Raw genomic sequence first — 26,754 nt, forward strand, 5'->3', positions numbered from 1 at the left:
AAAAGACCGCAAAATGAGCAAGTTACAATATGACACATTTACGGCAATTTTTTGTCGCTGGCGCGAAAAGCCGCAGATCTCTACAATCAGCGCCTTTCAATCAGGTGGGTTAAGGCAGTGGAAAAGTTTGACGTTATCATCATTGGTGCAGGCGCGGCCGGCATGTTCTGCGCGGCGCAGGCCGGGCAATTAGGCCGTCGCGTGCTGCTGCTGGATAACGGCAAGAAAGCGGGGCGCAAAATCCTGATGTCCGGCGGCGGCCGCTGCAACTTCACCAATCTCTACACCGAACCGGCGGCGTATCTGTCGCATAATCCGCACTTCTGCAAATCGGCGCTGGCGCGCTACACCCAGTGGGATTTCATCGATCTGGTTAATCGTCACGGCATCGCCTGGCACGAGAAAACTCTTGGCCAGCTGTTCTGCGATGATTCGGCGCAGCAGATTGTTGATCTGCTGCTGAAGGAGTGTGAAGCCGGCCAGGTGACGCTGCGGCTGCGCAGCGAAGTGCTGAACGTGGCGCGCGACGACGACGGTTATACGCTGCAGCTGAATGGCTCGGCGGTTCGCGCGGACAAGCTGGTGATCGCCAGCGGTGGTCTGTCGATGCCGGGACTGGGAGCAACGCCTTTCGGTTATAAGGTGGCGGAACAGTTTGGCCTGCGCGTTCATCCGACGCGCGCCGCGCTGGTGCCATTTACGCTGCATAAGCCGCTGCTGGAGCAGCTGAACACGCTTTCCGGCGTGGCGCTGCCGACCACCATCACCGCTCAGGACGGCACGCTGTTTAAAGAGGCGATGCTGTTTACCCACCGCGGCCTGTCCGGTCCGGCGGTGCTGCAGATCTCCAGCTACTGGCAGCCGGGCGAGTTTGTCACCGTCAATCTGTCGCCGGAGACCGCGCTGGACGATTTTATCGACGTGCAGCGCGCGGCGCATCCCAACCTCAGCCTGAAAAATAGCCTGGCGAAGATTCTGCCAAAGCGGCTGGTGGAAGTGCTGCAGGAGCTGCAGCAGATTCCGGACGTGACGCTGAAGCAGCTCAACAGCAAGCAGCAGAGCGAGCTGGTCACCACGCTGCACCAGTGGCGCGTGCAGCCAAACGGCACCGAAGGCTATCGCACCGCCGAAGTGACGCGGGGCGGCGTGGATACCACGCAGCTGTCGTCAAAGACCATGGAAGCGCGCGACGTGCCAGGGCTCTATTTCATCGGCGAAGTGGTGGACGTGACGGGCTGGCTCGGTGGCTACAATTTCCAGTGGGCGTGGAGCTCGGCGTGGGCGTGCGCGCAGGCGGTTTAATTTTTTAATAGTCGAGTGGTTTTTCCCTCACCCTAACCCTCTCCCGCTGTACAGTCCGGGGACATGGCAGACAGGTGTTCGGGGACATAGTGAACACTTTTTAACATCCTTTACCCATGGTGATCGACTTTTTCTTCAGGTCGATCACCCCCACTTTTGTGCTGTACCACCACACCTCGTAATAACCGTCTTCCCCCGTCTCCTTCAGCCCCACACGCTCTCCCCTGAACGCCTTTCCCGCCTTCAGGCTGAGTCCTTTTACGCTCAGCTTCCCGCTGATATCCACCTTCCTGACCATCACGCCCTCGTCGTATTCCGGTGGCGCTACGCGCCCGCTGTACTGCCGCGATGAGGGCTGATAGCGCGACGCCGGCACCGCCATCTCCAGCGCCTCATGCGGGCGCTCGAGATTGTAGACCGTCCGCCAGTGGTCGAAGGCGCGCTGCAGCTCACCGCTGTCCGCGAACCACTTCCCCTGCAGCACTTCCGCCTTCAGGCTGCGGTGAAAGCGCTCCAGCTTGCCCTGCGTCTGCGGATGATACGGCCGCGAGTGCCCCACCCGGATGCCGTGGCGCATCAGCCACAGCTCCACTGCCGTCCAGGTGCCGGTGGTGTCGCCCCACGGCGAGCCGTTGTCCATCGTCATCCGGTCCGGCAGGCCGTAGCGCTCAAAGACGCTGACCAGCTGCTCCTGTACCGTCTCACGCCGTTCGTCAGCGCAGTGCACCAGGCACAGCGAGAACCGGGAGTGGTCGTCCAGCAGGGTGAGCGGGTGGCAGCGGCCGCCGCCAAAGGGAAAGTGGCCCTTAAAATCCATCTGCCAGAGCCGGTTCGGGGCCGCATGCTCAAACCGGCCGGTGGCCGGGACGCCCGGCGCTGCGCCCGGCAGCAGGCCGTGGCGGGCCATCAGGTTGTGGACGGTGCTGAAGGCCGGCATGCCGTGCCCGCGGTCTTCAAGCCAGCGCTTAATCTTGCGGGCCCCCCAGTGCTGATGAAGCTCATGCGCCAGACGCAGCAGCTCAGTGATATCGTCAGATGAGCGGCTGGGTGAGTGACGGGGCGCGCGGGAGCGGTCCTGAAGGCCGGACGGTCCTTCCTCATCCCAGCGGCGAAGCCACTTGTAGCCGGTGGCGGGAGATATGCCGTAGCGGCGGCACAGCTCGCGGATGTTCGCCCCGTCTTGCGAGGCGAACAGAACAAACTCAGTACGTAATGACATGGTATCTCTCGCATCCCAGGGCATAAGCGACTCCATAAACGGGTTCTTATGCCTAAGTTGTAAGTGTCTACCATGTCCCCGAACAAGTGTTCACGATGTCCCCGGACTGTACACCCGCAAGCGGGAGAGGGAACTGGCCGGTGCATGCCTTTCACATTTCCACTCGCTGCGCCTTCCCGGTTAACAAATGTTACGTACTGCATTCCCCGCCCGCAGCGGACCGCTCCCTCTCCCGCTTGCGGGAGAGGGCCGGGGTGAGGGCAAACCCAAACCCAAACGACTAAGAATCTCCCCCATTTGTCAGACTGCACTGACCGGCGCGTAGGCCTGGTCTCATTAACCTTAAACCTGCCAGTCCTTAAAATAGCCTGAGGCCAGCCGGTCAGCACAGGGGAAGCGCAGGGATGAAAGACGCATACATGGATTGGTTCATTCACCACTTTATTCAGCCACCGCGCCAGGCGCGCGTGCGTTTGCTGGCTTACACCGGCGGGCCGGTGGCAGCGCATCAGCTGGCGAACAGCCTGCCGCGCTGGCTCACTAACGATGTGCAGCACCTGCGACGCGGCATGATGCGCGAGTACCGGGCGCAGATTAACGGCATGGCGCATTTTCCGGCGCTGGTGACGGATTTCAATGACGCGCGCACGCTGGCGCTGGGGGAGCTGCAGCCGCAAAGGTGTAAGCTAAGGCTGGTGATCAGCCCTGCAGCCGGGAAATTTTTCCTGTTCGACCAGACAGGCGATGTATGGATAGGTGGTATTTAACGTCTAATTTGTTTTGGACACGGCCATGGCAGGGGAAATTAAAGCCTGAAGGATACTGCTTCAACAAAATTGTGTCGCGCTGTTAAAGTTAGCATTTTGTTGTTATCGGATTATTCTCTCCGTGTTAAAAATCGAGCGCTGTTAACGCAAGAAAATTTTATTAACTGAAAGTGACATCATTGTGATGTCCTTGATGCGCACGCCAGCATGGCATTAAGCGATGAAAAACCGCTTCTTGCCAGGCAATTAATTTTGCTACGACTGATTTCACGTGGGTGCAGTCCCATCTCTCGGGCAATCAAAGACGGTTTCACTCCGCGTAATAAAGCGCAAATGACGCGTTTTTCACGTATGAGGGCGTTTTTCCCGATTAACTGTTCTTCAACCGATTCAGGTTTAGCTTGCAACAGATTATGTATTACCTGACGTAGTGTCGTTAAATTTTCTTTTTTCATTACTACATCACTGAAGTCTGCGTCCAGAAGCGTGCGACGCATCGCTGTAGTCTCTTCATCCAATAAAATCAACGTATTGCCTTTGAACCATTCAGGAATGAGAAGTAACTCTGCCAGACCTGCCGCATCACGAGGCAGGTCGGTAATCACTAAATCGGCATAACTAAACATGAGCTCATCTGATATCGCTTCTGGCGCACCCAGTATCGTTTGCACTTCACATCCCGGGAGTGAACGGCAAAGCTCTTGTAAACCGGTCTGCGCAAAATTGCAGCTTAGCGCAATAATGATTTTTTTGGGTTTATTATCGTCACCAGTGTTGAACAGAATATCCATTCCCATTTTTGTGCTCTTATTTTATGACGGTTTGTGAAATTGTTTACAGGGTGATTAATTGCGACATGAAGATCATACGATTAATGTTCTTACAAAGATATGGGATTGTTCATCGGTGTCGTGTAGGACATGGCCTACGTTTTGTTATTTGATTATTATTGATTATTTGTTGAATTTATTAGTCTAATAGTTGGATAGAGGAAGTTTATATTTGGCTACTGACAGGAAATGAATCATGGCGAACTTTATCGTCGTCGACGATCATCCCATGGCGCGTATGGCTGTAACTTTTTTACTTGAAAAAGAAGGGCATACCTTAATTGCCGAAACTGATGATGGTCGCGAAGCACTCGAGCTGGTTGATCAGCATTACCCGGAAATCGTCGTAATGGATATTGATATTCACTCGATAAATGGTATTGAAGTCGTAAAAACTCTGCGCGCCAGGAGTTTTCCGGGTATTATTATTATCGTCTCAGGTAAGAATCAGAGTTTCTATGCAATACAGAGTATTCGCTGTGGCGCAAATGGTTTTATCAGTAAAAAAGACAATTTGCCGGAAATCATCACCGCAATTCGGGCGGCACAAAATGGTTATGGCTACTTTCCGTTAGCCGGTATTAATGCACCACCGGAACAGAGCAGCACTCATCCCGATATCCGGCTGCTGGAATCGCTGTCACCGCAGGAATTTCAGGTGTTCACTTATCTGTTGAAGGGGCTGGATAACATGCGCATTGCTAACCGCATGAATCTCAGCAATAAAACCGTTTCAACTTACAAAGGCCGTTTGCTGGAGAAATTGCACTGCAAAAGCCTGCGCGATCTCTTTGCCTTCGCCAATCGTAATCATATGGAGTAGCGATGCTGCGCCTGGTCACTCTGCTTCTGCTGCTGTTGAGCCCGCTACTGGCCGCCCAGCCGCAGCCCGAAATATTTCAGTTGTTCAGCCGTGAAAAGCTGGCACCGATGCATATTGAGTTGAGCGGTGACGAGTGGCGCTGGCTGCGCATTAAACATGAGCTGCGCATCGCGGTGTGGGCACCGGAGCTGCCGCCTTATCTGATCTTTCAGGAGGCAGCGGGCAGCGGCAACAGCGTGGAAGGGATCTACGCCGATTATCTGCAACTGCTGGCGCGTAATCTTGGCGTGCAGGCGGTGATGGTGCGTTATCCCAGCCAGGCGGCGGCGCAGGCAGCGGTGAAAAGCGGCGCGGCGGACGCCTTGTTTAGCTCGCCGGGGCGCGAACTGCACGATGCGGCGGCCTTCAGGGCGACAGACAGTTTTCTCATCAATCGTCCGGTGGTGATCGCCGCGGAGAAGCAGGCCTCACAGCCGGTGCCCTACGATGCGCCGCTGCGCCTCGCCATGCGCGAAGGCTCTCTTACCGATGCTCAAATCAAACAGCGTTTTCCGCAGGCCAGTATAGTGCGTTATCCCTCCAGCCAGGCGGCGCTGGCGGCGGTGGCCAGTGGCGAAGCGGATTACGCGCTCGGCAGCCTGCTGGCGGCAGCGTTTCTGATTGAGCGCAGTTATGTCAATCAGCTGGCGCTGGCAGCGATTTTGCCGGAAGACGCGCTGTACGGCAGCCGTCTGGTGGTGAAAGCCGATAATCAGCCGCTGTTGAAAGCGCTGAATGCCGCCATCGCCGCCATTCCCGGCGAACAGCAGCGGCTGATTTCTCGGCAGTGGACGCAGCGGCCGGACGTCTGGCGTTTGCAGGATCCGCTCAGCCTGACGCCGCGCGAGCAGCAGTGGCTGCAGCAGCATGCGCAGGTGAAAGTGGCGTTCAATCCGTTCTCTGCACCGCTGGCGCTGCTGGACGAGCAGGGTGAATTTCAGGGCATTAGCGCCGATCTGCTGCATCTGATCCAGCTGCGCACCGGACTGTTTTTCAGCCCGGTGCCGGCGTATTCGTGGCGTGACGGCGTACAGCAGCTGGAGCAGCATCAGGTAGCGATGCTGGCGGCGGTGGCGCAGGATGGCGGCCATCAGGAGGCAGTGCGCTTTACCCGGCCTTACCTGAAGGTGTCGCTGGTGCTGCTGGTGCCAGACCAGCCCGATGCGCCGCAGGCGCTCTATCCCGGCATGAAGCTCAGTATCGTCAAAGGCAATCCGGCGCGTCAGGCGCTGCTGGATCGCTTCCCCACGCTGCAGCTGTCTGAAGTGGATAACGCCAGCCTGGCGCTGCAGCTATTGCAGGAGGGCAAGGTTGCCGGGCTGATCGATAATCAGCTGAGCGTGAACACGTTACTGGCGCGCTACGCGCAGCAGCCGCTGAAGATCGTGTCGCGCCTGGCGCTGCCGCCGGTGGAGCTGAGCTTTGCCGTCAGCCGCGATCAGCCGGAGTTGCTGAGCATTATTGATAAGGCGCTGGCCGACATTCAGCCGAGCGAAATCTCGCTGATTGCCAGCCGCTGGCAGGGCACACCGCAGACTACGCGCACCACCTGGCCGCTGTACCGCGCGCAGTTTTACGCCATCTCTCTGCTGACCGCGCTGCTGCTGATCGCCTGTCTGGCGTGGGTTTACTATCGCGGCAAAGAGGTGAAGCATCGCCGTCGCGCAGAAGCTGACCTGCAGGCTGAACTACGTTTTCGCGATGCGCTGCTGAATGGCCTGCCAACGCCGGTCTATGTGCTGGATCGCAACTGGAACGTGGTCAGTGCTAACGGCGCGTTTCAGCGCTTTTTTGCCGGCGTCGACGCGCAGCGCCTGAGCTTTTCGCTTTACGATCAGCGCCATCCGCTGTCGCCGCTTATCAGCAAACTCTATCCGCTGATGAGTCCGGAAGCGGTCAACGACCCGGAACTGGTGGCGCTGGCGCACAACAGCTTGTGGGGCGATACCGCGCAGGATCTGGAAATTGAGATCGAAAACGGCAGCGAAGCGCGCATGGTGCACCACTGGGCGCAGGAGCAGCGTGATGCGCAGGGCAATATTACCGGGCTGATCTGCGGCTGGCAGGATGTCACCGCCTACGAACTGCTGATGCTGGCGCTGCAGGCGGAGAAAAAGGTGGCGGATGAGGCCAACCGCGCCAAGAGTTCGTTCCTCGCCACCATGAGCCATGAGATCCGCACGCCGATCAGCGCCATCATCGGCCTGCTGGAGCTGGAAGGGCGCAAACAGCGCGACAACGAAGCCATTCAAATCGCCTACGAGTCGGCCAACACGCTACTGGGGCTGATTGGCGATATCCTCGACATGGCCAAGATTGAGAGCGGCCAGCTGGAGCTGATGCCGGAGTGGGTCAGCACCGAGCAACTGGTGCTGCCGGTGGTGCGGTTGTTTGACGGCATGGCCAGCGGCAAAAATCTGACGCTGCACTACCACAGCGACACGCCGCCGGGGCTGGAAGTGTTTATCGATGCCGCGCGCTTCCGCCAGGTGATCGCCAATTACATCAATAACGCCATCAAGTTTACCCACGAAGGCGGTGTTGAAGTGCGGGTGATCGGCCATGAGTGGGAAGACGGTTCGCTGGAGCTGGAAATTGAGATCGAAGACAGCGGCGTGGGCATCAGCGCTGCCGACCAGGCCAAACTGTTTCAGCCGTTTGCCCAGACCGAAGAGGGGCGCAAGCAGACCGGCACCGGTCTTGGTCTGGTGATTAGCGCCCAGCTGCTGGAGAAGATGCAGGGCACCATGAACCTCAATAGCCAGCCGGGACGTGGCACGCTGATTCAGCTTAATGTGATGATGCCGGCACGCCGGGCGCGCAAGCTGCTGGAGAAAACCCGCGTGGCGCGCAGCCGTGCGCTGCCGCAGCTGAATATTCTGGTGGTCGACGACCATCCGGCCAACCGCCTGCTGCTGCGAAGCCAGCTCAGCGAGCTGGGCCAGCAGATCAGCGAAGCCAGCAGCGGCGAAGAGGCGCTGGCGCTGCTGGCGCACCAGTCGTTTGATCTGATCATTACCGACTGCAATATGCCGGGCATGAGCGGCATCGAACTGACGCAGACCCTGCGCCGCAGCGGCAACGCGGTGAAAATTTTTGGCCTGACGGCGAATGCGCAGTCGGACGTGCGCGTGCGCTGCCTTGAAGCGGGCATGAACGCCTGCCTGTTTAAGCCGCTGAAAATTGACAAGCTGGCCGAGCTGCTGAGCAGCAACGAGCCAGCCGCCGAAGTGCCGGCGCTGGATTCGCTGCTGTCGCTCGAATCGCTGCGCGCCATGGTGTATCACGACGATGCGATGGTGGCGAAGATGCTGGCGAAGGTTGGCGAGGAGAGCCGCAACGATATGCAGCAGTGCTGGCGCCATTTTGATGCGCAGGACTGGCCGGCGCTGGCTTCATCGCTGCACCGGCTGGGCGGATCGGCGCAGATCATTTACGCTGTCGAGATCGATGATCTGTGCGGGCAGATCGAGCGCGCCTGCCAAAGCGCTGAAGATCAGGAGGTCATCCGCGAAGGGCTTCTCCTGCTGGAAGAGAAACTGGACACGCTGAACCAGTCGGTAATGCATTATTTGCAGGCGTCGTGATGGAGTAGTGCGGTAATTGAAATGCGCGATGAATCGCGCCGCTACGGTTTGTGCGACTGGATAATGCAGAAATCGCATCCGCAGATGGCGCGACGTATCGTGCAGATATCCCTTCCATGTGATGCCGCAGATAACCGCACGGATGGTAGCGGCGCAATTTATTGCGCATTCCGCCGCGGTGCGGTAATTGAAATGCGCGATGAATCGCGCCGCTACGGTTTGTGCGGCGGGATAATGCAGATATCTCATCCGCAATAAATCATGATGGCGCGACGTATCGTGCAGATATCCCTTCCATGTGATGCCGCAGATAACCGCACGGATGGTAGCGGCGTAATTTATTGCGCATTCCGCCGCGGTGCGGTAATTGAAATTGCGCGATAAATCGTGCCGCTACAACAATCTGCGTCCTTCTACTGGTTTAAAACGCCACTTTCACGCCGCTCAGCACATTCCAGTCGCTCACGCCGGGGCGATCCAGCCGCTGCTGCACCTGCAACTGCGTGCCGATCTCGACGTTTTCATGCAGCTGCCAGCTGACGTAACCGCCCAGCTGGGCGCTGTGGCGGGCGCGCTCAATCGGCAATCCGCGCATATCGCCGGCATCCAGCGTATTCTGCCTGCCGCTGTGCCAGACATAACGCGCCTCCAGCCCCAGCTTCACTGACGACAGCGGCTGATAATCATACTTAACACCGCCAGCCAGGCTGAACTGCGGCGCCAGCTGATAGTCTACCTGCGCATCCTGTTGCTCGGTAAAATCCGCAATATGCAACCACTGCACACCGGCTGCGGCCAGCGGCATCAGGCTATGCGCATCCTGCTGCCAGCGCCAGCCCGCTTCTGCACCGATATTGCCGCTAACGGCGCTGATCCGCGCCACTTCCCCCTGGGTTTCATGGCGTAAAGTGCCGCGATAATGCGTCAGCCCCAGCGGTATCTCCAGCTGCCAGCCCTCAGGCGGCTGAATGCCAATCAGCGCATTAATGCCCTGGGTTTGCATACGCAGCTGGCTGCGCCCCGCCGGCGTATCCGACAGCATAGTCATCACGCCTTTATGCACGCCCGCACTGAAGGCCAGCGGGCTCTGTTCCGCTTCCGGCGTCCAGCGCGCGCCCAGCATCCAGCCCTGATAGCGGCTGGTGGCATCGCTATCGCCCTGCGCACTGCGATAGCGCTCGCCACCGCTATAGCCATAGACAAACAGGTTGTGATGATCATCCAGGCTCATCTGCCGGGCAGCGAAGTGGAAGCGGGTTTGCATGGCGTCGTTGAGGGCATACAGCATGTTGGGCAGGGCGAGATAGGTCGGGATTTGTGGCGCGGGTGCTAATTGTGGCGGTTCCGGCTCAGGCGGCGGTGGCGGCGGCAATATGACAACTTCGCCACGACCGGGTGCTGGCGTCACGCCTTCCGGTGTATCAATTAACTGAGGAATACCATTGTCTGGCTCACCGGTCACAACCACGTTTTGTAATCGGTAATACCACAAATGATGGCTGTTATTGCCGGCCAGCACGCTGGATCGCACCAGGCCCGCGGTTGCCGGATTGATCTCATCAAACCACGAGCCGCGGGCGATCATTTTCCCAAGCTGTTTAATCCCTTCGCCGGTCTGGCGGCTGGCCTGCGCAAGCAGCGGCAGCTCAGGGATTTCCTGGGTTGATGGACCATGAAAGGATTCCGGTGGATGCGGAATATTCGCAGCGTTAACGTTATTATTTTGTAAGGGTGAAAATGCAGGGTAGCGCTCATCAGCGAATGCAGGAAGGCTATAACAGAACGTACTGATCACCAGCGTCAGCGGGGTAAGTTTCATATTCTCTTCCATGGATGAAAATAGCGAGAATCGCAAACCTAAAGCGACCGACTAACGTGGCAATTAAGTTTTGTCTGGTTTTTTTTCAGAAAAGCATAAAAAAGCCCGGTAAGACATGTCCCGGGCTGATGCGTGATGAGAGCCGCGATTAAAAACTGATTTTCACACCGGCCTGCAGATTCCAGTCGCTGATGCCTTCCTGCGTCAGGCGCTGCTGGCCCTGAAGCTGGGTGTTGAGCTCCAGATTGTCCAGTACCTGCCAGCCGGCGTAACCGCTGTACTGCAGGCTATTGCCGCCGCGTCCGGTGGCGAAGTGCGCCGCCTGCTGGCCGTCACCAATCGCCACCCGATCGCGCTGGCTGATGCGCTGCACGTAGCGCGTTTCCGCGCCCAGCTTCAGCTTCTCGTTGAGGCGGAAGTCGTATTTTACGCCGCCGGAGAGCTGCCATTGCAGCGGATTATCGTAGCTCACCTGTGCGCCGTCGCTGTCGGTGAAATCATTGATATCGAGCCACTGCGCATTCACACCGGCCACCGGCGTTAGCGCATGCGCGCCGGACTGCCAGCGCCAGCCGCTGTCGAGCCCGAGGTTCACGCCGCGCGCTTTCAGCTGCGTCACGTTACCGCGCAGGTCAGTGCTGACGCTGCCGCGGTACTGCATCACGCCAGCTGGCACGGCCAGCTGTAGGCCCTGATCGGGCTGCCAGCTCAGTAGCGCACTGGCGCCCAGCGTATCAATGCGGGCGTGACTATTGCCGTCTCGCGCTTCCGGTGTGATGCTCAGATTGCCTTTATTGACGCCGACACTCAGCGCCAGCGCGGACTGCAGCGGGAAGCGGCTGCCAATCATCCAGCCCTGATAGCGGCTGTGAAAATCGTAGCCGTAATCCATAAAGCCGCCCGCGCTGTGATAGCGGTCGTCGCCGGTGTAGCCGGACACAAACAGATCCGGACGGCCCTCTGCGCTCGCCTGCTGTGCGCTGCTGCTGAACAGCGCTTGCAGGTTATGCGTCACGCTGTGGAAGGCGGCAGGCAGCGAGATGTAGGCCGGCACCTGCGGAATCACCGCCGCGCGCACCTTACCTGGCTCCGGTTTTGGCTCTGGCTGCGGCACCTGCGGATTTTCCGGTTCCGGCTGCGGTTCAGGCTCGGGTTGCGGTTCAGGCTCGGGCTGCGGTTCAGGCTCCGGCTCCGGCAGGTAAGGTTCGCGGTTATCCCCTTCCGCCAGCAGAATGTTTTGCAGGCGGTAATCCCAGAACTGATCCCCTTCGCCCGCCATCAGACGCTCATCGCCACTGGCGCGGCCCGGTGCAAAGGCGTACAGACCGTAAGCCCAGGCGCCGCGCGCCACATAGCTGCCGGCCAGCTGGACGCTGTCGGCGTGCGCCTGGCCACCGACCTGCACCAGCGACACACCTTCATTGTTATCCGCTGCGCCGTTGTGGTTGCGATCGCTATCGATCCAGCTGGCCTGCGGTTTTACCGTCAGCCACAGCGGCGCATCGTCCGGCTGTTGCAGATCGCCATCGATCAGCAGGCGATCGCTGGCGTTATTGCGGAACGCGGAGTTCAGCACCAGCGCCGTGTCGCGCCCGTGGTGCAGATCGCCAAGGCGCATGGCTGACCAGCTGTCCGGCGCATTGTTCCAGCCCGGTGCCAGCGTGACGTTATCGGCGAGGCTGGCATGATTGATGACGCCGCCGCCGGAGAGCAGCGTGCCGGTGGCCATGTTCAGCGGCGTGTGCAGCCGGCCGCTCACTTCCAGCTCGCCCTGCTGCACTTCAATGCCCTGCTGGTTACTGACGTCACCGCTCAGCGTCAGCCGGCCGTCACCGCTTTTAATCACGCGGCCCTGGCCACTGATATTGGCGCTGATGGTGGAAGCCAGCTCGCCCAGCGTGCTGACGTACTGCGCGATATCGGCAATCAGGCTGGAAGCGGTGCCGCTCAGGTTGATGTCGCCGGCCAGCGTGGATCGGCCCAGCACGTTAAGCGTGGCCTTGTCGGCCAGCGTGATATCGCCGGTAACGTGAGCGTGCTCAGCGACGGTTAGCGCGGCGTCCTGCGCCACCTGCAGCTGGTTGATGTGATACGTTTTGTCCTGCCAGTCATTGGCAAAGAACACCTTCCCGGCATGCTCCACCTGTTCGCCGCTCAGCGTCAGTACACCGTCGGCCACCGCCAGCTGATTAAGCTGCGCGCCGCCGGCCAGCTGCCAGCGCTGATGGGTGGTCACGTTGAGGTTATCGCGTGAATCCGCTTCGCCCAGCTCGCCGAGGAACAGGCGGTTATCGCCGGTGAGATCGAGATGCGCCAGCGTCTGGCTGCGATTAACAATGCGCGCGCCGCTGTCGTTGTGCAGGATATCGTCGGAGGTCAAATCGTGGCCGTTAATGTCCAGCGTACCGCCGCGATAGCCGAAGCGGATGTTGTCAGTGCTTAACTGATCGGCGCTGTTGAGCACCACGGTCGGGCGGCCGCTGAACAGGGTGACGGTGGAGAACGCCTGTTTGCGTCCCTGCGCGTCTGCCTGCTGGTCAAGGATGACCGTGCCGTCGCCGACGTTAAGCGCGCCGGGATTAATACCGCTGGCGTTAACGTGCAGCGTACCGGCGCCGATTTTGTGCAACGCATCGTCCTGCAGGCCGTTAACCTGCCACAGCACAGTTTTGTCTTTGTCGACCTCAACGCCGCCGCCGACCCAGCTGAAGTTGCCGTCGCCTGCGGCGCGCAGGGTGTAGTCGTTCGAGAAACGCAGCAAGCCCGCGCCGAGGTTGACCGACTGCGCCAGCTCGATGATGCCACCGTCGCCGTTAAAGCGCAGATCTTTGGTGGCATTGAGCTGATCATTGCTGGCTTTGGCGGGTGCGGTTTCAGCCTGCGCCTGATCAAGCCCGTGCCATTGCCAGGTTTTGCCATCCTGTATAATGCTATCACCGCGCCATTCGAGGGTAGTGCCGCCGCTGTCTTCAACATCAGCATCCCTGACGGAATCCAGTATCTCCTGCACATGCTTTCCATTAATTAATTCACTGGCAAAGGAATAATTGTAGGTAGTCCCCCCATAGCCACCAGAATGGACAGCGAACTGTACCCAGCGTTTTTCTACACTGTCCCAGGCAAACACCGGGCTACCGCTATCACCTCCACGGGTACCAATACTTAACAGGGAAAATGAGGGGTGATCAGGTGAAAAAATTCTCCACTTAATGTAGTCCTTATAAAAATTCGTAATGGCGCCGGGTTTAAAGGTTCCACCGGTGTTATAGACGTAGGCGCCATCGATAGGTATCAATTTACCGCTTTCTGGATCGTCGATTTGCTGATAACCCGCACCCAGGCGGGCAAATACGGTATAGCGACTGCGATTCGCTAATAATTCTTCACCGCCGATGTAAGGCGAAGGCGCGCTTTCGACGACCACCTTATTAACCCGCGGTAAATGAAAGTCTCGCGTGGGATCATTATTGTAGTTAATGCCACGGTAAGTCGGCGAAAATTTGGCTTTTTTGCCTAAATTCAGCGACAGAACATATCGAACATGTTTGGCACCTGTGACAAAAGATGGCGCGATAAATGAGCTGAAACCCTCGTCGCTGACCATGCTAAAGTCCGGCATCGGCACGTCCAGTACATAGCCTTCAAAGCTGCCGTCTTTGCGATAGAGGGGAATATCGGTGGCACCGATAGCATATTTGCCCCGGTTTTCGGCAAAATCGCGGTATTCCTGCACGTCAATGTCATGACGCATAATCCCGGCATAGGGTGAACCGCTAAGGCACAAGGTACTAATCAGCAGCGCCAGCTGGCTTTTTTTCATGATGTTCATTCCCTGAATGACGAGGAAAATTGAGCGGGCTACTTTATAAGCACATCGGTGCATTCCCCGTTAAGCCTCGTCTCAATCTGCCGGAGAAAAGCCTGAAAATGGCGTGCGGCATGGCGCGGTGAATCTGTTAAGATTGCGGCGTTTTCTTTTTCAGCTGGCCAATAAATCCATGTTAAAAATCAAATTCCTGCTGCCGCTGCTGCTGATTATCAGTGCGCTGATCTGGTGGCTGATGCCGCATTACAGCGATGAGGACAAGGCTTACTACATCGCGACCTTTTGTACGCTGACCCATGACGGGCGCGATAACAGCGCACAGGCGATGCAGCAGATTATTGAAGGCGGTAATTCGGATTATGCGCTGCAGAAGATTCATTTCCAGTCCGGGCTGGCGGAGCATCTGCAAACGGTATGGCAGGATTTGTCGCCGCAACAGCAGCAGCAGGCGCGGCAGGATGCGTTTGTCTGCCGCCAGTTGATGTCAGATAAGCTGCTGCCGGGCCAGCCGGTGCGCTGAGAAATAAAAGGATTTCACCGGCCGGACAGGCACGGTGCGGCGGAACATCAGCGCGATGAATCGCGCCGCTACAATCTGTGCGGTTGATAAGCACCGAAATGACGTTTCGCACGTACCGTAGCGGCGCAATTTATTGCGCGATGCCTGAATGGACACGGCGCAACTCAGCATCAGCGCGATAAGTCGCGCCGCTACAATCTGTGCGGTCGACAGGCACCGAGATGATATTTCGCACGTACCGTAGCGGCGCAATTTATTGCGCGATGCCTGAGTGGACACGGTGCACCTGAACATCAGCGTAATAAATCGCGCCGCTTAAACCTGTGCGGTTATAAATATTTTCCCGAAATATCAGACGTGATTAACGTACCGCGCAGCTAATACGCGCTGGAAACTTCCCATTATTTTCGCTGACCGGATTAACAACCGGTTTTTCCTGCTCGCTGCGATTAAACCCGACCTTGCGACACAGCGCGCAGGGATCGTCACTGCTGCGCAACAGGGCTTCGGCAGCATCGCTCAGCTGGCGTTTACGGCAGAATAGCGGCGTGCAGCCCATCACCTGTTTAAACGAGCGGGTAAAGGATTGCTGACTTTCGAAATGGTATTTAACCGCCAGACTGATAATCGGCGTGCGGCTGAATTTCAGCTCGTTCACACAACAAATCAGTTTCTTTTTGCGAATATAACGCGCCAGCGTTTCGTTATGGTAACGGGCAAACAGTTTCTGTAAATACCATTTGGAATAGCCAGATTTCAGTGCAATATCATCAATGCTCAAACGTTGATCCAGGTTGGCCATAATCCATTCGGTCACCGAATCAATCACCCCTTGGTTGTATTTTTGCTGCATCATTATGGTCCTCCAATAACTCGACACAGTGTAATTAAATTAAAGTTTTTAAGCACTGTCGTAACGTAAAGTTTTATCAGGAAATGGCTTTTTTATTAATTGTCATCAAGACTGGTCTTGTTTATCGTGAAATTAATCGCCGACATGTTGTGATGATGTTGAATAGTTGCCGTAATTACGGCCGTTATTATTAACGCAAATGGATTATCGCTTTGCGCGGCTTAACAGTTAAAGGTGTGACGGGCGGCGGCACGGCGCATCAATATCCACCGGCGGTTTTCGTGCCAGACTGAGGGTTTTTCCCTGTACAAAAGAGGTCACATGACGTTTCGTTTTCGATTAAAACCGTTACTGAGCGTAGCGCTGGCGTCAGCGATGCTGTGCGGCACGCTCAGCGCGCAGGCCGCAGAGGCCGTGTATGGCGAGCAGCTGGAGGGGTTTCACTATCCGCATCCGCTGCAGCATTTTACCTTCTCCTCCCAGCAGCAGTCGCTTAGCATGGGCTATATGGACGTGAAGCCAGCGCAGCAGGCTAATGGTCAGACAGTGGTGCTGATGCACGGTAAAAACTTCTGCGCTGCCACCTGGGAAGACACCATCAACGCGCTGAGCCAGCAGGGCTATCGCGTGATCGCACCGGATCAGATTGGTTTCTGCACCTCCACCAAACCCGCCCGCTATCAGTACAGCTTCCAGCAGCTGGCGCAAAACACCCATCAGCTGTTAGCGCAGCTCGGCATTGAGAAAGCGGTGATCGTTGGCCACTCGACCGGCGGTATGCTGGCGACGCGTTACGCACTGATGTATCCGCAGCAGACGCAGAAGCTGGTGCTGGTCAATCCGATTGGCCTTGAGGACTGGAAGGCGAAGGGCGCGCCATGGCGCTCAGTGGATCAGTGGTATCAGCGCGAGCTGAAGCTTGATGCGGCGGGCATTAAGAAATATGAGCAGCACACCTATTACAGCGGCCAGTGGAAGCCGGAATATGACAAATGGGTGCAGATGCTGGCCGGGCTGAATAAAGGACCGGGGCATGAGAAAGTGGCGTGGAATTCGGCGCTGATCTACGACATGATTTTCACCCAGCCGGTCTATTACGAGTTTAAAGACCTGAAGGTGCCGACCACGCTGATGATCGGCACGGCCGATACCACGGCGATTGGCAGCGATATCGCTTCACCGGCGGTGAAAGCGCAGCTCGGCCATTACAACGTGCTGGGCAAACAGGTGGCACAGCTGATTCCTGGCGCGCGGCTGATTGAGTTCCCCGGCATGGGGCACGCGCCGCAGATGGAAGCGCCAGCGAAGTTTAATCAGACGCTGATTGACGACCTGGCGCATTAAGGAGCGGCTATCTGCGCGGCTGCCTTTTCTGATACTTGGCGGCGTACATACGTGCGTCGCTGCTTTCCAGCAGTTGCTCCAGCGATTGCGGCTGCTGCGGATCAAATTCCACGATGCCCGACGAAAACTGCAGCGTGTAACGCCGCTCCAGATCCTGCATCTGTTTATGCAGATAGTGGGCGAAGCGCGCCAGCGTCGCTTCCGCCTCGTCCTGACGAATGCCGTTCAGCAGCACCACAAACTCATCGCCGCCGAGCCGGGCAAAGATATCGGCATGGCGAAAACTCACCTTCATGGCATCGGCAAAGTCCATCAGCGCGCGATCGCCCTCGCGGTGGCCATGCCGGTCATTGATGGCCTTAAAACCGTCGAGATCGAGAAACGTCAGGCTGGCGGGCAGCTGTCTCAGCTGGCACTCATTCAGCGCCATCTGTCCCAGCGTCATAAAGCCGCGCCGGTTGGTGATTTGCGTCAGCTCATCGGACGTCGCGGTCTGAAACGCCACCAGCTCGGCTTCGGCCATGGCCGCCAGATCGCGCAGCGCGTGCAGATCCTCCGCGTTGAACTGGCGCGCATGATTATCGATGATACACAGCGTACCGACTTTGGCGCCGGAGGGCGTGCGCAGCGGATAGCCCGCGTAGAAACGCACCGGATTGTCTGCATCGGTAACCAGTGGATTATCGCTGAAGCGCGTGTCGGCCAGTGCGTCCTCGACCACCATCACCTCATCCTGCAGGATGGTATGACCGCAAAAAGAGATGTTACGCGCGGTGGTTGGCCGATCAAAACCGTCGCTGGATTTAAACCATTGATAGTCATTCTCCAGCAGACTGACCATCGCGACCGGAACGTCAAACAGACGTCGGGCGAGGCGGGTTAAACGGTCAAAACGCTCTTCTGTGGGTGTGTGCAGAATGTTGAGCGCACGTAACTGGGCCAGACGCTGTGATTCGTCCGCAGGCAGTGCAGGTGCTTTCATCGCGTAACTCTTGTTAATGATGGATGTGTTACAGCAAACCGGATGTCGTGCCCGCGCAGGGGCAGAGAGCACTAAACAACCGCGGCAATGCGCGATTGTTCAGCGTAACGAGAGGATCAGAGCACTTTTTGCTCGGCAAGATCAAGGGCGAAATAGCTGAAAATGAGATCTGCACCGGCACGCTTAATGGCACCTAAGCTCTCCAGCACCACGTTGCGTTCATCGATGGCGCCCGCCTGGGCGGCAAATTTGATCATCGCGTACTCACCGCTCACCTGGTAAGCCGCCAGCGGCAGCGTGGTGCGCTCGCGGATATCACGCAGGATATCGAGGTAAGCGCCTGCCGGTTTAACCATCAGCGAATCTGCACCTTCCGCTTCATCAATCAGCGACTCGCGAATCGCTTCACGGCGGTTCATCGGGTTCATCTGATAGGTTTTGCGGTCGCCTTTCAGCGCGGTGCCCGCCGCTTCACGGAACGGGCCGTAGAACGACGAGGCGAATTTGGTGGAGTAGGACATGATAGCGGTATCGGTGAAGCCGGCCGCGTCCAGCGCCTGGCGAATCGCTTTCACCTGGCCATCCATTGCTGCTGACGGCGCGATGAAGTCGGCACCGGCCTGCGCAGCAACCACCGCCTGTTTGCCGAGGTTAATCAGAGTCTGGTCGTTGTCGACGCCGTGATCGCACAGTACGCCGCAGTGGCCGTGACTGGTGTATTCACAGAAGCAGGTATCGGACATGACAATCATTTCCGGCACCGTGTCTTTGCAGATGCGCGACATGCGCGCCACGAGGCCGTTTTCGTTCCACGCATCGCTGCCGGTGGCATCGGTGTGGTGCGAGATACCGAAGGTCATGACCGAACGGATACCGGCTTTGGCGATGCGTTCGATTTCGTACGCCAGACGTTTTTCCGGAATGCGCATCACACCCGGCATGGCGTTGATTGGCACGTAATCATCCACGCCTTCTTCAACGAAGATCGGCAGGGCCAGATCGTTCAGGCTGAGGTGGGATTCCTGGAACAGTTCGCGCATCGACGCGCTTTTGCGCAGTCTTCTTGGGCGCTGAATGAGATTGAAATCAGACATGCTCGGTTAACTTATGCTGGTGAAAAAAGTGGCGACAGTTTACCCCTTTTCGTCGGGTAGCATGAAGGATTGTGTGCGGTGCGGGCCGGGCGTTGTTGCCGGTCGGCATGAATGCCGACCCTACAGCGCACCCGGCCACCGCAGAATCATCACCCGCAGGGCACGCATTGATGCACACCGGGAATCAGCAGAATCCCAACCCGCAACATACCCGTAGGGTGCGCATTCAGGTACGACCGGGCACATGGGTAACAGATCAGACCGGGCACACAGGTAACACTTTTTGTGGTCAGTCGATCCGGATAATACGCTTTTCTGCCCGGTCATAATACGCAAGGATGAGCCTGTCGAAGAGGATGACGTCAATGCCGTCGTCCACTTCCAGGAACCGCACGTACTCGCCCCGTAACGCTGCGCTCAGGAAGGTCCGCCCGTTCAGCCTCAGGTCGCCTTTTTCACCGACTTTGTACAGCTTCGCCCCCTCCGGATAACCCACCTCCGGCACTTTTCCGTTCCATTTCCGCGGTGAAGGCGTCCATATTTTTGCGGGCGGCTGCTGCCCGTGTGCCTCATGCGGCTTTTCCTGATTGAACTCGTTCCGCCATCCGCTGCACCACGCCTGCTGCTCTGGCAGCGAGCCAAAGACGTCGTGATGGCTCATGGCGACCTTCAGCGACCGGTGCATCCGCTCGTGGCGGGCGTTCTGCCCCGGACAGCCCGGTGCGGTTCTTTCCGGCTGTATCCCCAGTTTTATCAGCCACACGCTCAGCTGCGTCAGCGCGAGGATGCCCGGCGCAACGAAGGGCGAGCCGTTGTCGGTGCGGATAACGTCGGGCAGCCCGCCTTCCAGGAAGGCCTTTTCCATGCAGCCGCGCACGAACACCGTGGTCTCCGACGTGCCCGGCTCGCAGGACAGCAGGTAGCGGCTGTGGTTATCGGTGAGCGTGAAGGGGCGGCACCAGCTGCCGTCTTTCAGGCGGAAGCGCCCTTTAAAATCAGCGCTCCAGACGTGGTTATTCCTCACGGGTGTCGTGAGACTGCGCAGGTTGCCCGGCGTTCGCTTACGCGGCGTCCGCGGCTGCACCATTCCCGCCGCCTTCAGCAGGTCGCCGATGGTGCTGGCGGCGGGCACGATGAAGTCAGCGCCGTTGCTGAGGAACCAGTGGCGGATTTTTTTTGGCCCCCAGTCGGGGTGCTGCTGGCGGAACTGAACAAGGCGCGCGGCGATGTCGGGGGCGATTTTATCGGGCTGGAGATGGCGGGCGCGGGAGAGATTTTCAAGCGAGGAGAGCTCGCCGGGGTTAAAGCGGCTGAGCCACTTGTAGCCGGTTTTGCGGCTGATGCCGTGGCGGTGACACAGCTGCGTCATGGATTCCCCGCCTGCCTGGCAGGCGAGGATGAATTCAAGGCGTTGCATGGTAACAGTCTCAGTCCAGGGCATAGTGAGTCTCCTCTGCTATGCCGTTTATAACTGTTACCCATGTGCCCGGTCTAAAGTGTTACCCATGTGGCCGGTTTGTACCTTCATGCGCACCGGGAATCAGCAGAATCCCAACTCGCAACACACCCGTAGGGTGCGCATTCATGCGCACCGGGAATCAGCAGAATCCCAACCCGCAACACACCCGTAGGGTGCACATTCATGCGCACCTGGAAGCATCACCGCAGCACACACATTCTCACGCACCCGGCCACCGCAAAAACAAAACTCCCGCCGGGTGGCGGGAGTGAAAGGGCAGATTACTCGTTGATGTCCGGGTGCTGCTGCACCAGGTTTTTCCGCTTCGCCTCAAGGCGGGCGATCTCTTCATCAATATCTTCAATCTTCTGCTCGATATTGTCGTGATGCTCCTGCAGGATCTCACGCGCTTCTTCGAGGTCCGATGCCGCCGGTGTCGCGCCGCGCAGCGGTTTGTTGGCGGTCTCTTTCATGTACAGACCGGTCACCAGACCGACCACCGCCACCACCATCAGGTAGTAAGCCGGCATATACAGATTGTTGCTGGCTTCCACCGCCCAGGCGGTCACGGTTGGCGTCAGGCCGGCAATCAGAATCGAGATGTTGAAGGCGCTGGCCAGCGCACTATAACGAATGTGCGTCGGGAACATCGCCGGCAGCGACGAGGCCATCACGCCGGTGAAGGCGTTGAGGATCACCGCCAGCAGCAGCAGACCGGCAAAAATCAGCCCCAGTACGTTACTGTTGATCAGCATAAAGGCCGGAATCGCACAGAAGAACAGGGCGATACTGCCGACGATCACGAACGGACGACGGCCGAAGCGGTCGCTCAGCATGCCCATCACCGGTTGCACAAACAGCATCCCCATCATGATGGCGATGATAATCAGCACGCCGTGATCTTCCGAGTAGTGCAGGTTATGCGACAGATAGCTCGGCATGTAGGTCAGCAGCATGTAATAGGTCACGTTGGTGGCAAGCACCAGACCGATACAGGCCAGCAGGCTTTTCCAGTGTTTGCTGGCAATCTCTTTAAACGACACTTTTGGGCCGTCGCGCAGACCTTCGCGGTCGCCTTGCTCCAGCTTCTCAACATGCTGCTGGAACGCTGGCGTCTCTTCCAGTGCGTGACGCAGATACAGGCCGATAATGCCCAGCGGCAGCGCGAGGAAGAACGGAATACGCCAGCCCCAGTCGAGGAATTTCTGCTCGCCAATCACCGTTGAGATCAGCACCACCACGCCCGCGCCCAGTACGAAGCCGGCAATCGAACCGAAGTCCAGCCAGCTTCCCATGAAGCCGCGCTTACGGTCCGGCGAATATTCGGCGACGAAGATTGACGCACCGGTATATTCCCCGCCTACCGAGAAGCCCTGCGCCATTTTCGCCAGCAGCAGCAGTATCGGTGCCCAGATGCCAATCGAGGCGTAAGAAGGAATCAGGCCGATACAGAAGGTACTGATCGACATGATGACAATGGTGATCGACAGGATTTTCTGGCGACCGTATTTATCGCCCAGCATGCCGAAGAACAGGCCGCCCAGCGGACGGATCAGGAACGGTACCGAGAAGGTCCCGAGTGCGGCAATCATCTGCACGCCAGGCGAGGCGTCCGGGAAGAACACTTTACCCAGCGCGTAGGCCACAAAGCCATAAACACCGAAATCGAACCATTCCATCGCGTTACCGAGTGACGCGGCGGTAATGGCCTTACGTAAACGAGCGTCATCGATAATCGTGACGTCATCCAGCCCAATAGGTTTTACACGCTTCCTACGTAATTTCATGAGGTTACCCTGTATTGGAATTCAAAAAGTCCTCAACGCTGCGGACTCGGTGGAGCGTTCAGTCCGCGGCGTTGAGAAAATTAAAGCATAGCCGTGAAAGTGGTTTTTTCCCTGGCCTGCCAAAGCAATTATTACTCAGGTAATTATTGCATCCCGCGACAGAGTATACCGTTTAAATGTGATATTTGTCATGTTTCCGCCAATAACTGGCTATTTTTTGGCTAAAACTATGGCCGTTTTGGTCCGCAATCGCGGCAAAAAAAATTGTCTGAATCGCGACGCAGGCCGCAGCGTAGATGCGCGGGCGAGCGAAAATATCTATACTTGCGCCAGTTTCTCTGCCGGAGATCGGGCGACGCATGGCACGCTTTGTTTTATTTGCAAAAAGTCTCTGTTTTGACGTTGACCAGCAGGTCCTCTTCCCGGTGCAGTCGCCCGCGCACCGCGTGGCACTGACGCCGCTGCAAACCGCTATTCTGCGGCGCGTGATTGATGCGGATGGCAAACTGGTGCGCAACCAGACCCTGCATGCGCTGTTTCAGCGCGTCCCCAGCGACACACCGTTCGCCGAGCGCCTGACGGCCACCATTGCCGCCATCAATCAGCAGGCGCAGCTGGCACACGCGCCGGGACCGCTGGTGCATCAGGTGCCGCTGATTGGCTGCGTGCTGGCCGATCAGGTCGATGTGGCGCCGCTGAGCGATGAGCCGGTGGCTGCGCCAGCGGCAGCGGTGGTCAGTCCGCAACCTGCGCCCGCGTCGGCCAGCGTAAAGAAAAAGCGGCCTGTGCTGCGCTGGGTGATCGTTGCGCTGCTGCTGGTGAATGTCGCGCTGGCGCTGCTGGCACGCCAGATGTTCGCGCCGGTGCAGCACGATGCGCTGGATTTCCGGCCGCTGCTGCGCATCCAGAACAGCCAGGTGTTTATCCCCAGCCACCTGAAAGCCGATTCGTGGGTGGTGCAGGACGCGCTGCGCCGCTATCGGCAGTGGCAGCCGCGCCTGCCGGATGGCTCAGCGCCGCCGATGGTGTACATCAACCCGGTGCGCACCCGACTCTTTTCCAGCACCTTCCTGTGCGCCAAACCGATCGCGCAGAAGGACAACGAATGTATTTCATGGATGGTGTCCGCGCAGGAGATACCCGATGCGTAAAGCGATAATCACCACGGCGGTGGTGCTGGCCTTTGTGCTGCCGTGGGCGCTGGCGCTGCTGCTGCGGCCGGCAGAACCGGTGCCGGAGTGGTGTGAAGTACCGTATCGTATTGATCATGAAGGCGCGCCGGCTGGCGCGATTGATGCCACCATTCGCACGCGCTTTAAGGCGGACGGCAGCGGCAGCTCAACGCTGACCGGCACCGTCACGGTACGCGATCGCCACTATCGCCTGCATCGCGTATCCGATACCACCTGGCGCCGCCAGGGTGATTTCATGCTCAGCACCACGCGCAACGTACGTATCCTGGCAGACGACACCGTACCGCCCGCGCTGGCGGCGCAGATCGTGTTTTCGCCAGCGCGCGAGGGCAATAACGATTATTACCAGATGTACCAGCTGCCCAATGGCGACCAGATGATTAATTATGCCGGGCTGCCGCGCCTGTACTGCCACAGCTAACCCTGGTGCTGTCCACGCGCCGGGGGCTTAAAGCAGCGAGCGCAGCGGCGCGCCGTGCAGCCAGCCAGCAATATCTTCCACCGCCTCGCTGAAGTAGGTGCGGTAATTGGTATCGGCGACATAGCCCAGATGCGGCGTCGCCAGCACGTTCGGCAGCTGACGCAGCGGATGATCGGCCGGGAGCGGCTCCTGTTCAAAGACATCCAGCCCGGCGCCCGCCAGCTGGCCAGACTGCAGCGCGCTGATCATCGCCTGCTGATCGACAATCCCGGCGCGCGAGGTGTTAATCAGCAGCGAGCCCGGCTTCATGTGCGCCAGCGCCGCGCCGTCCAGCAGATGACGGGTGCGCTCACTCAGCACCAGATGAATCGATACCACATCGCTCGCCCTGAGCAGCGCCGGCAGTGAAGCCGTCTTCTCTGCGCCGCACGCCGCTGCGCGTGCTTCGCTCAGGTTCTGGCTCCAGGCGCACACGCGCATGCCAAAGGCGCGCGCCACGTTAGCCATCTCACCGCCAATCTTGCCCAGCCCAAGCAGGCCGAGGGTTTTGCCGTGCAGCGCCATGCCCAGCGTATGCTGCCACGCACCGTTACTGCGCAGCGCCTGGCTCTCCGCCGGAATATGGCGTGCCAGACCGAGCAGCAGCCCCCAGCTCAGCTCCAGCGGCGCCGCGCTGCTACTGGCGGTGCCGCACACCGCAATCAGCCGTTCGGCACAGGCGTGCAGATCGATTGAGGCATTGCGCATACCGGAGGTGACAATCAGCTTCAGATTGGGCAGGCGGCCTATCAGCCGGGCGCTGAGCGGGGTGCGTTCGCGCATCACCACCAGAATGTCGGCGTGCGCGATGTGAGCGACCAGTTCATCTTCGTCGGCGTAGTGGCGGTGCAGCGCGGTAGTTTGTACCTGCGGTTGCAGCGATGCCCAGTCGGCCAGCGACAGGGCAACATTTTGATAATCATCAAGAATGATGCAGTTCAGGCTCATGGTGGTCCTCAACGGGAAGCGGTTGGCGCCCCTGCTGATTAAGCCAGGCGCGAAGCTGGTTATTGTCCATCGGACGGGCGTAATAATAGCCCTGAATAAACACCACGCCACGCTGCTGCAGATACTGAAATTGCAACGCGGTTTCTACCCCTTCACCCAGTACCTCGAGCTGCAGCTTGTGGCACAGATTGATGATGGCATCCAGCACCGGAGTTTCGATCTCCAGTCCTTCAATGGCGTTGATAAAGCCGCGGTCAATCTTCAGGTAATCGAGCGGGAAGGTCATCAGATAGGAGAGCGCACAGTGGCCGGTGCCGAAGTCGTCAATCGCCACCTTCATGCCGTGCGACTGCAGATAGCGCAGCTTGCGCGACACTGCGTCGCCGTCCTCGATCAGGCTGCGCTCGGTAAGCTCCAGCGTGATCAGCATCTGTTTGTCACGGATGTTGCGGGCAAAACGCATCATGTCCTGTACAAAATCAGGGTGTTGCAGATGCTCAGCCGCGAGGTTAAAGCCAATATGGAAGCCCGGTTCAACCTGCCAGCTCTGGATATCTTCCGCCATCATCGCCAGCAAATGCTGGGTCAGCGGCACGATCATGCCTTCCGCTTCGGCATGGCTGATGAAGATGTCCGGGCGGATCATTTCGCCGTTGGGCCGCTGCCAGCGCATCAGCGCTTCCGCACCGGTGCAGCGCTGAATCCCGGTGCTGTACACCGGCTGATAGTGCACCGTGAACTCACGGTTGCGTATCGCCCGGCGAATTTCATCCGCCCATGAGAGGCGGCGGCGCAGCCAGTTGGCGGTCAGCACCATCAGCAAAATCGAAAAGATGGCGGCCATTGGCAGGAAAATAAGCAGCGCCTGACGCCAGGCTTTGATCAGCTCGGCGGCGGGTACCGTCACGCTGACGCTGATTGGATAGCGGCTGGACTCCGCCTGATAGTTGGCGCTGCTGAGGTACAGCAGCTCTGGCTGGTCGTCCGGACCGCTGGCGATGGGGCTGCCGCCGTTGAAGCGCAGGCTCATCTGATAACGGTTCGACTCGCCGATGGCGCGCATGAAATCCATCAGATACTGGCCATCAATCACCGCCCAGAAACCGCTGCTGTCCGGCAGGTGACGCACGAAAATCACCGCCGGGCGATCCGGTACGCCGGAGGTGCCGCGAATCGACAGGCTCCACCAGGCTTTGCCGGTCACCGGCGGCGACTGCATCATCATCCCGGCCAGCGTGTCGTGCTGCAGCCCGTAAGCCGACGAGCAGGTGATTTCGCTGCCCTGCAGGGTACCAATCGAGCGGAAGTAGGCGTTAAGGGTGCCGGCGCGCTGCAAATCTTCATCAATATCGGCGCAGCGACGATTCTGGTACTGACGCAGGCGGGTCACCATGTCCCAGGCGCTGTCGCTCATCTTTTCTGCCTGCGTCAGCAGGGCATTAGCGGTGGCAATTTGCTGCTGGCTGACCGTATGGCGCGCCTCAATGGCTGTGCAAAATATGCCCAGCACCAGCGGTAATAACCCGGCACAGACAATCAACAGCCAGCCAAAATCGCGTTGTCGTTTTTGCAGAGGCACCAGACTTTCCTCGGTCGGTTTAAGCAGCATTCAGGGAGCGCGTCACGGCGTCAGCAGCATAACACTTTCCCGCGGCCGTGCATGTTAGCGTTTTGATTTTCCACCAATCTGATACAAGTCAATTATGGTTCGCGCTTTGCGTTTATTGACAATGTTTTGCCGTTACTGGCATTTCCCGGCAGGAAAAAGCCTGTGGCACGGGATGAGTAAGAATGTTGCGCCAGAATCATCAGGCATGGCGATGCGCGCTGACGCCATACGGCGGTAGCGTCACTGCGCAGGGAAGCTGCCAGACGATCGGCAAATACGGATCGTCTGACATC

The 26,754-nt window shown here is 58.2% G+C and carries 20 protein-coding genes; 9 read left to right on the forward strand and 11 right to left on the reverse strand.

Going from position 1 to position 26,754, the window contains the following annotated elements:
• The first annotated feature begins 117 nt into the window (after window positions 1-117).
• Window positions 118-1,302, forward strand: a complete 1,185-nt coding sequence (locus E7738_RS15070) for a BaiN/RdsA family NAD(P)/FAD-dependent oxidoreductase (RefSeq protein ID WP_394515765.1) — start codon at window positions 118-120, stop codon at window positions 1,300-1,302.
• A gap of 100 nt (window positions 1,303-1,402) precedes the next feature.
• On the opposite strand, the gene E7738_RS15075 is transcribed toward E7738_RS15070, so the two are convergent.
• Window positions 1,403-2,557 (reverse strand): IS481 family transposase, encoded by a 1,155-nt coding sequence (locus E7738_RS15075; protein ID WP_394515766.1) that lies wholly within the window; start codon window positions 2,555-2,557, stop codon window positions 1,403-1,405.
• A 383-nt stretch (window positions 2,558-2,940) separates the two neighbouring features.
• Between E7738_RS15075 and E7738_RS15080 the strand changes: the two genes are divergently transcribed.
• Window positions 2,941-3,288, forward strand: a complete 348-nt coding sequence (locus E7738_RS15080; RefSeq protein WP_394515767.1) for a hypothetical protein — start codon at window positions 2,941-2,943, stop codon at window positions 3,286-3,288.
• Between the two features lie 176 nt (window positions 3,289-3,464).
• On the opposite strand, the gene E7738_RS15085 is transcribed toward E7738_RS15080, so the two are convergent.
• Window positions 3,465-4,085, reverse strand: a complete 621-nt coding sequence (locus E7738_RS15085) for a hypothetical protein (RefSeq protein ID WP_394515768.1) — start codon at window positions 4,083-4,085, stop codon at window positions 3,465-3,467.
• Window positions 4,086-4,314: 229 nt separating this feature from the next.
• Between E7738_RS15085 and E7738_RS15090 the strand changes: the two genes are divergently transcribed.
• Genes E7738_RS15090 through E7738_RS15100 form a run of 3 tightly spaced genes read left to right on the forward strand, consistent with a single transcriptional unit; the run spans window position 4,315 to window position 8,825 of the window.
• Window positions 4,315-4,941: a response regulator gene (locus tag E7738_RS15090; RefSeq protein WP_166711893.1), complete on the forward strand. Its 627-nt coding sequence runs from the start codon at window positions 4,315-4,317 to the stop codon at window positions 4,939-4,941.
• Window positions 4,942-4,943: 2 nt separating this feature from the next.
• Entirely contained in the window at window positions 4,944-8,567 is a 3,624-nt protein-coding gene (locus E7738_RS15095) for a response regulator (protein ID WP_394515769.1), read from the forward strand.
• A gap of 21 nt (window positions 8,568-8,588) precedes the next feature.
• Window positions 8,589-8,825: a hypothetical protein gene (locus E7738_RS15100; protein ID WP_058780205.1), complete on the forward strand. Its 237-nt coding sequence runs from the start codon at window positions 8,589-8,591 to the stop codon at window positions 8,823-8,825.
• 163 nt (window positions 8,826-8,988) lie between these two features.
• Here the strand turns inward: E7738_RS15100 and E7738_RS15105 are convergent, their stop codons facing one another.
• Window positions 8,989-10,386, reverse strand: coding sequence for an autotransporter domain-containing protein (locus E7738_RS15105; RefSeq protein ID WP_394515770.1), 1,398 nt, complete (start codon window positions 10,384-10,386; stop codon window positions 8,989-8,991).
• Between the two features lie 148 nt (window positions 10,387-10,534).
• Window positions 10,535-14,206: a S6 family peptidase gene (locus tag E7738_RS15110; RefSeq protein WP_394515771.1), complete on the reverse strand. Its 3,672-nt coding sequence runs from the start codon at window positions 14,204-14,206 to the stop codon at window positions 10,535-10,537.
• A gap of 178 nt (window positions 14,207-14,384) precedes the next feature.
• Here E7738_RS15110 and E7738_RS15115 point away from each other — a divergent pair, with 178 nt between their 5' ends.
• Window positions 14,385-14,732 (forward strand): hypothetical protein, encoded by a 348-nt coding sequence (locus tag E7738_RS15115; RefSeq protein ID WP_031279814.1) that lies wholly within the window; start codon window positions 14,385-14,387, stop codon window positions 14,730-14,732.
• Between the two features lie 361 nt (window positions 14,733-15,093).
• Here the strand turns inward: E7738_RS15115 and E7738_RS15120 are convergent, their stop codons facing one another.
• Window positions 15,094-15,588, reverse strand: coding sequence for a helix-turn-helix domain-containing protein (locus E7738_RS15120; protein ID WP_031279815.1), 495 nt, complete (start codon window positions 15,586-15,588; stop codon window positions 15,094-15,096).
• Between the two features lie 372 nt (window positions 15,589-15,960).
• Here E7738_RS15120 and E7738_RS15125 point away from each other — a divergent pair, with 372 nt between their 5' ends.
• Window positions 15,961-16,929, forward strand: a complete 969-nt coding sequence (locus E7738_RS15125) for an alpha/beta fold hydrolase (protein WP_394516347.1) — start codon at window positions 15,961-15,963, stop codon at window positions 16,927-16,929.
• Between the two features lie 7 nt (window positions 16,930-16,936).
• Here E7738_RS15125 and E7738_RS15130 read toward each other — a convergent pair whose 3' ends face one another.
• The 4 genes from E7738_RS15130 to proP form a co-directional block, all read right to left on the reverse strand.
• A complete protein-coding gene (locus E7738_RS15130) occupies window positions 16,937-17,911 on the reverse strand; it encodes a GGDEF domain-containing protein (RefSeq protein WP_088516893.1) in 975 nt (324 codons plus the stop codon).
• 116 nt (window positions 17,912-18,027) lie between these two features.
• A complete protein-coding gene (gene hemB / locus E7738_RS15135; RefSeq protein ID WP_031279816.1) occupies window positions 18,028-19,005 on the reverse strand; it encodes a porphobilinogen synthase in 978 nt (325 codons plus the stop codon).
• Window positions 19,006-19,294: 289 nt separating this feature from the next.
• A complete protein-coding gene (locus E7738_RS15140; protein WP_196368259.1) occupies window positions 19,295-20,422 on the reverse strand; it encodes a DDE-type integrase/transposase/recombinase in 1,128 nt (375 codons plus the stop codon).
• 323 nt (window positions 20,423-20,745) lie between these two features.
• Window positions 20,746-22,251 carry a glycine betaine/L-proline transporter ProP gene (gene proP / locus E7738_RS15145; protein ID WP_021508120.1) on the reverse strand — a complete coding sequence of 502 codons (1,506 nt, stop codon included), beginning with the start codon at window positions 22,249-22,251 and terminating at the stop codon, window positions 20,746-20,748.
• Between the two features lie 359 nt (window positions 22,252-22,610).
• Here proP and E7738_RS15150 point away from each other — a divergent pair, with 359 nt between their 5' ends.
• A complete protein-coding gene (locus E7738_RS15150) occupies window positions 22,611-23,402 on the forward strand; it encodes a hypothetical protein (protein ID WP_394515772.1) in 792 nt (263 codons plus the stop codon).
• Complete coding sequence (locus E7738_RS15155) at window positions 23,395-23,865, forward strand: hypothetical protein (RefSeq protein WP_021508122.1); 471 nt, start codon at window positions 23,395-23,397, stop codon at window positions 23,863-23,865. The genes E7738_RS15150 and E7738_RS15155 overlap by 8 nt, the downstream gene beginning before the upstream one ends.
• A 27-nt stretch (window positions 23,866-23,892) precedes the next feature.
• Here E7738_RS15155 and E7738_RS15160 read toward each other — a convergent pair whose 3' ends face one another.
• Window positions 23,893-24,852, reverse strand: a complete 960-nt coding sequence (locus E7738_RS15160) for a D-2-hydroxyacid dehydrogenase family protein (protein WP_394515773.1) — start codon at window positions 24,850-24,852, stop codon at window positions 23,893-23,895.
• Window positions 24,827-26,431, reverse strand: a complete 1,605-nt coding sequence (locus E7738_RS15165; RefSeq protein WP_058770992.1) for an EAL domain-containing protein — start codon at window positions 26,429-26,431, stop codon at window positions 24,827-24,829. The genes E7738_RS15160 and E7738_RS15165 overlap by 26 nt, the downstream gene beginning before the upstream one ends.
• Window positions 26,432-26,754 lie beyond the last annotated feature (323 nt).

Source organism: Pantoea sp. SGAir0430 (genome assembly GCF_043549295.1).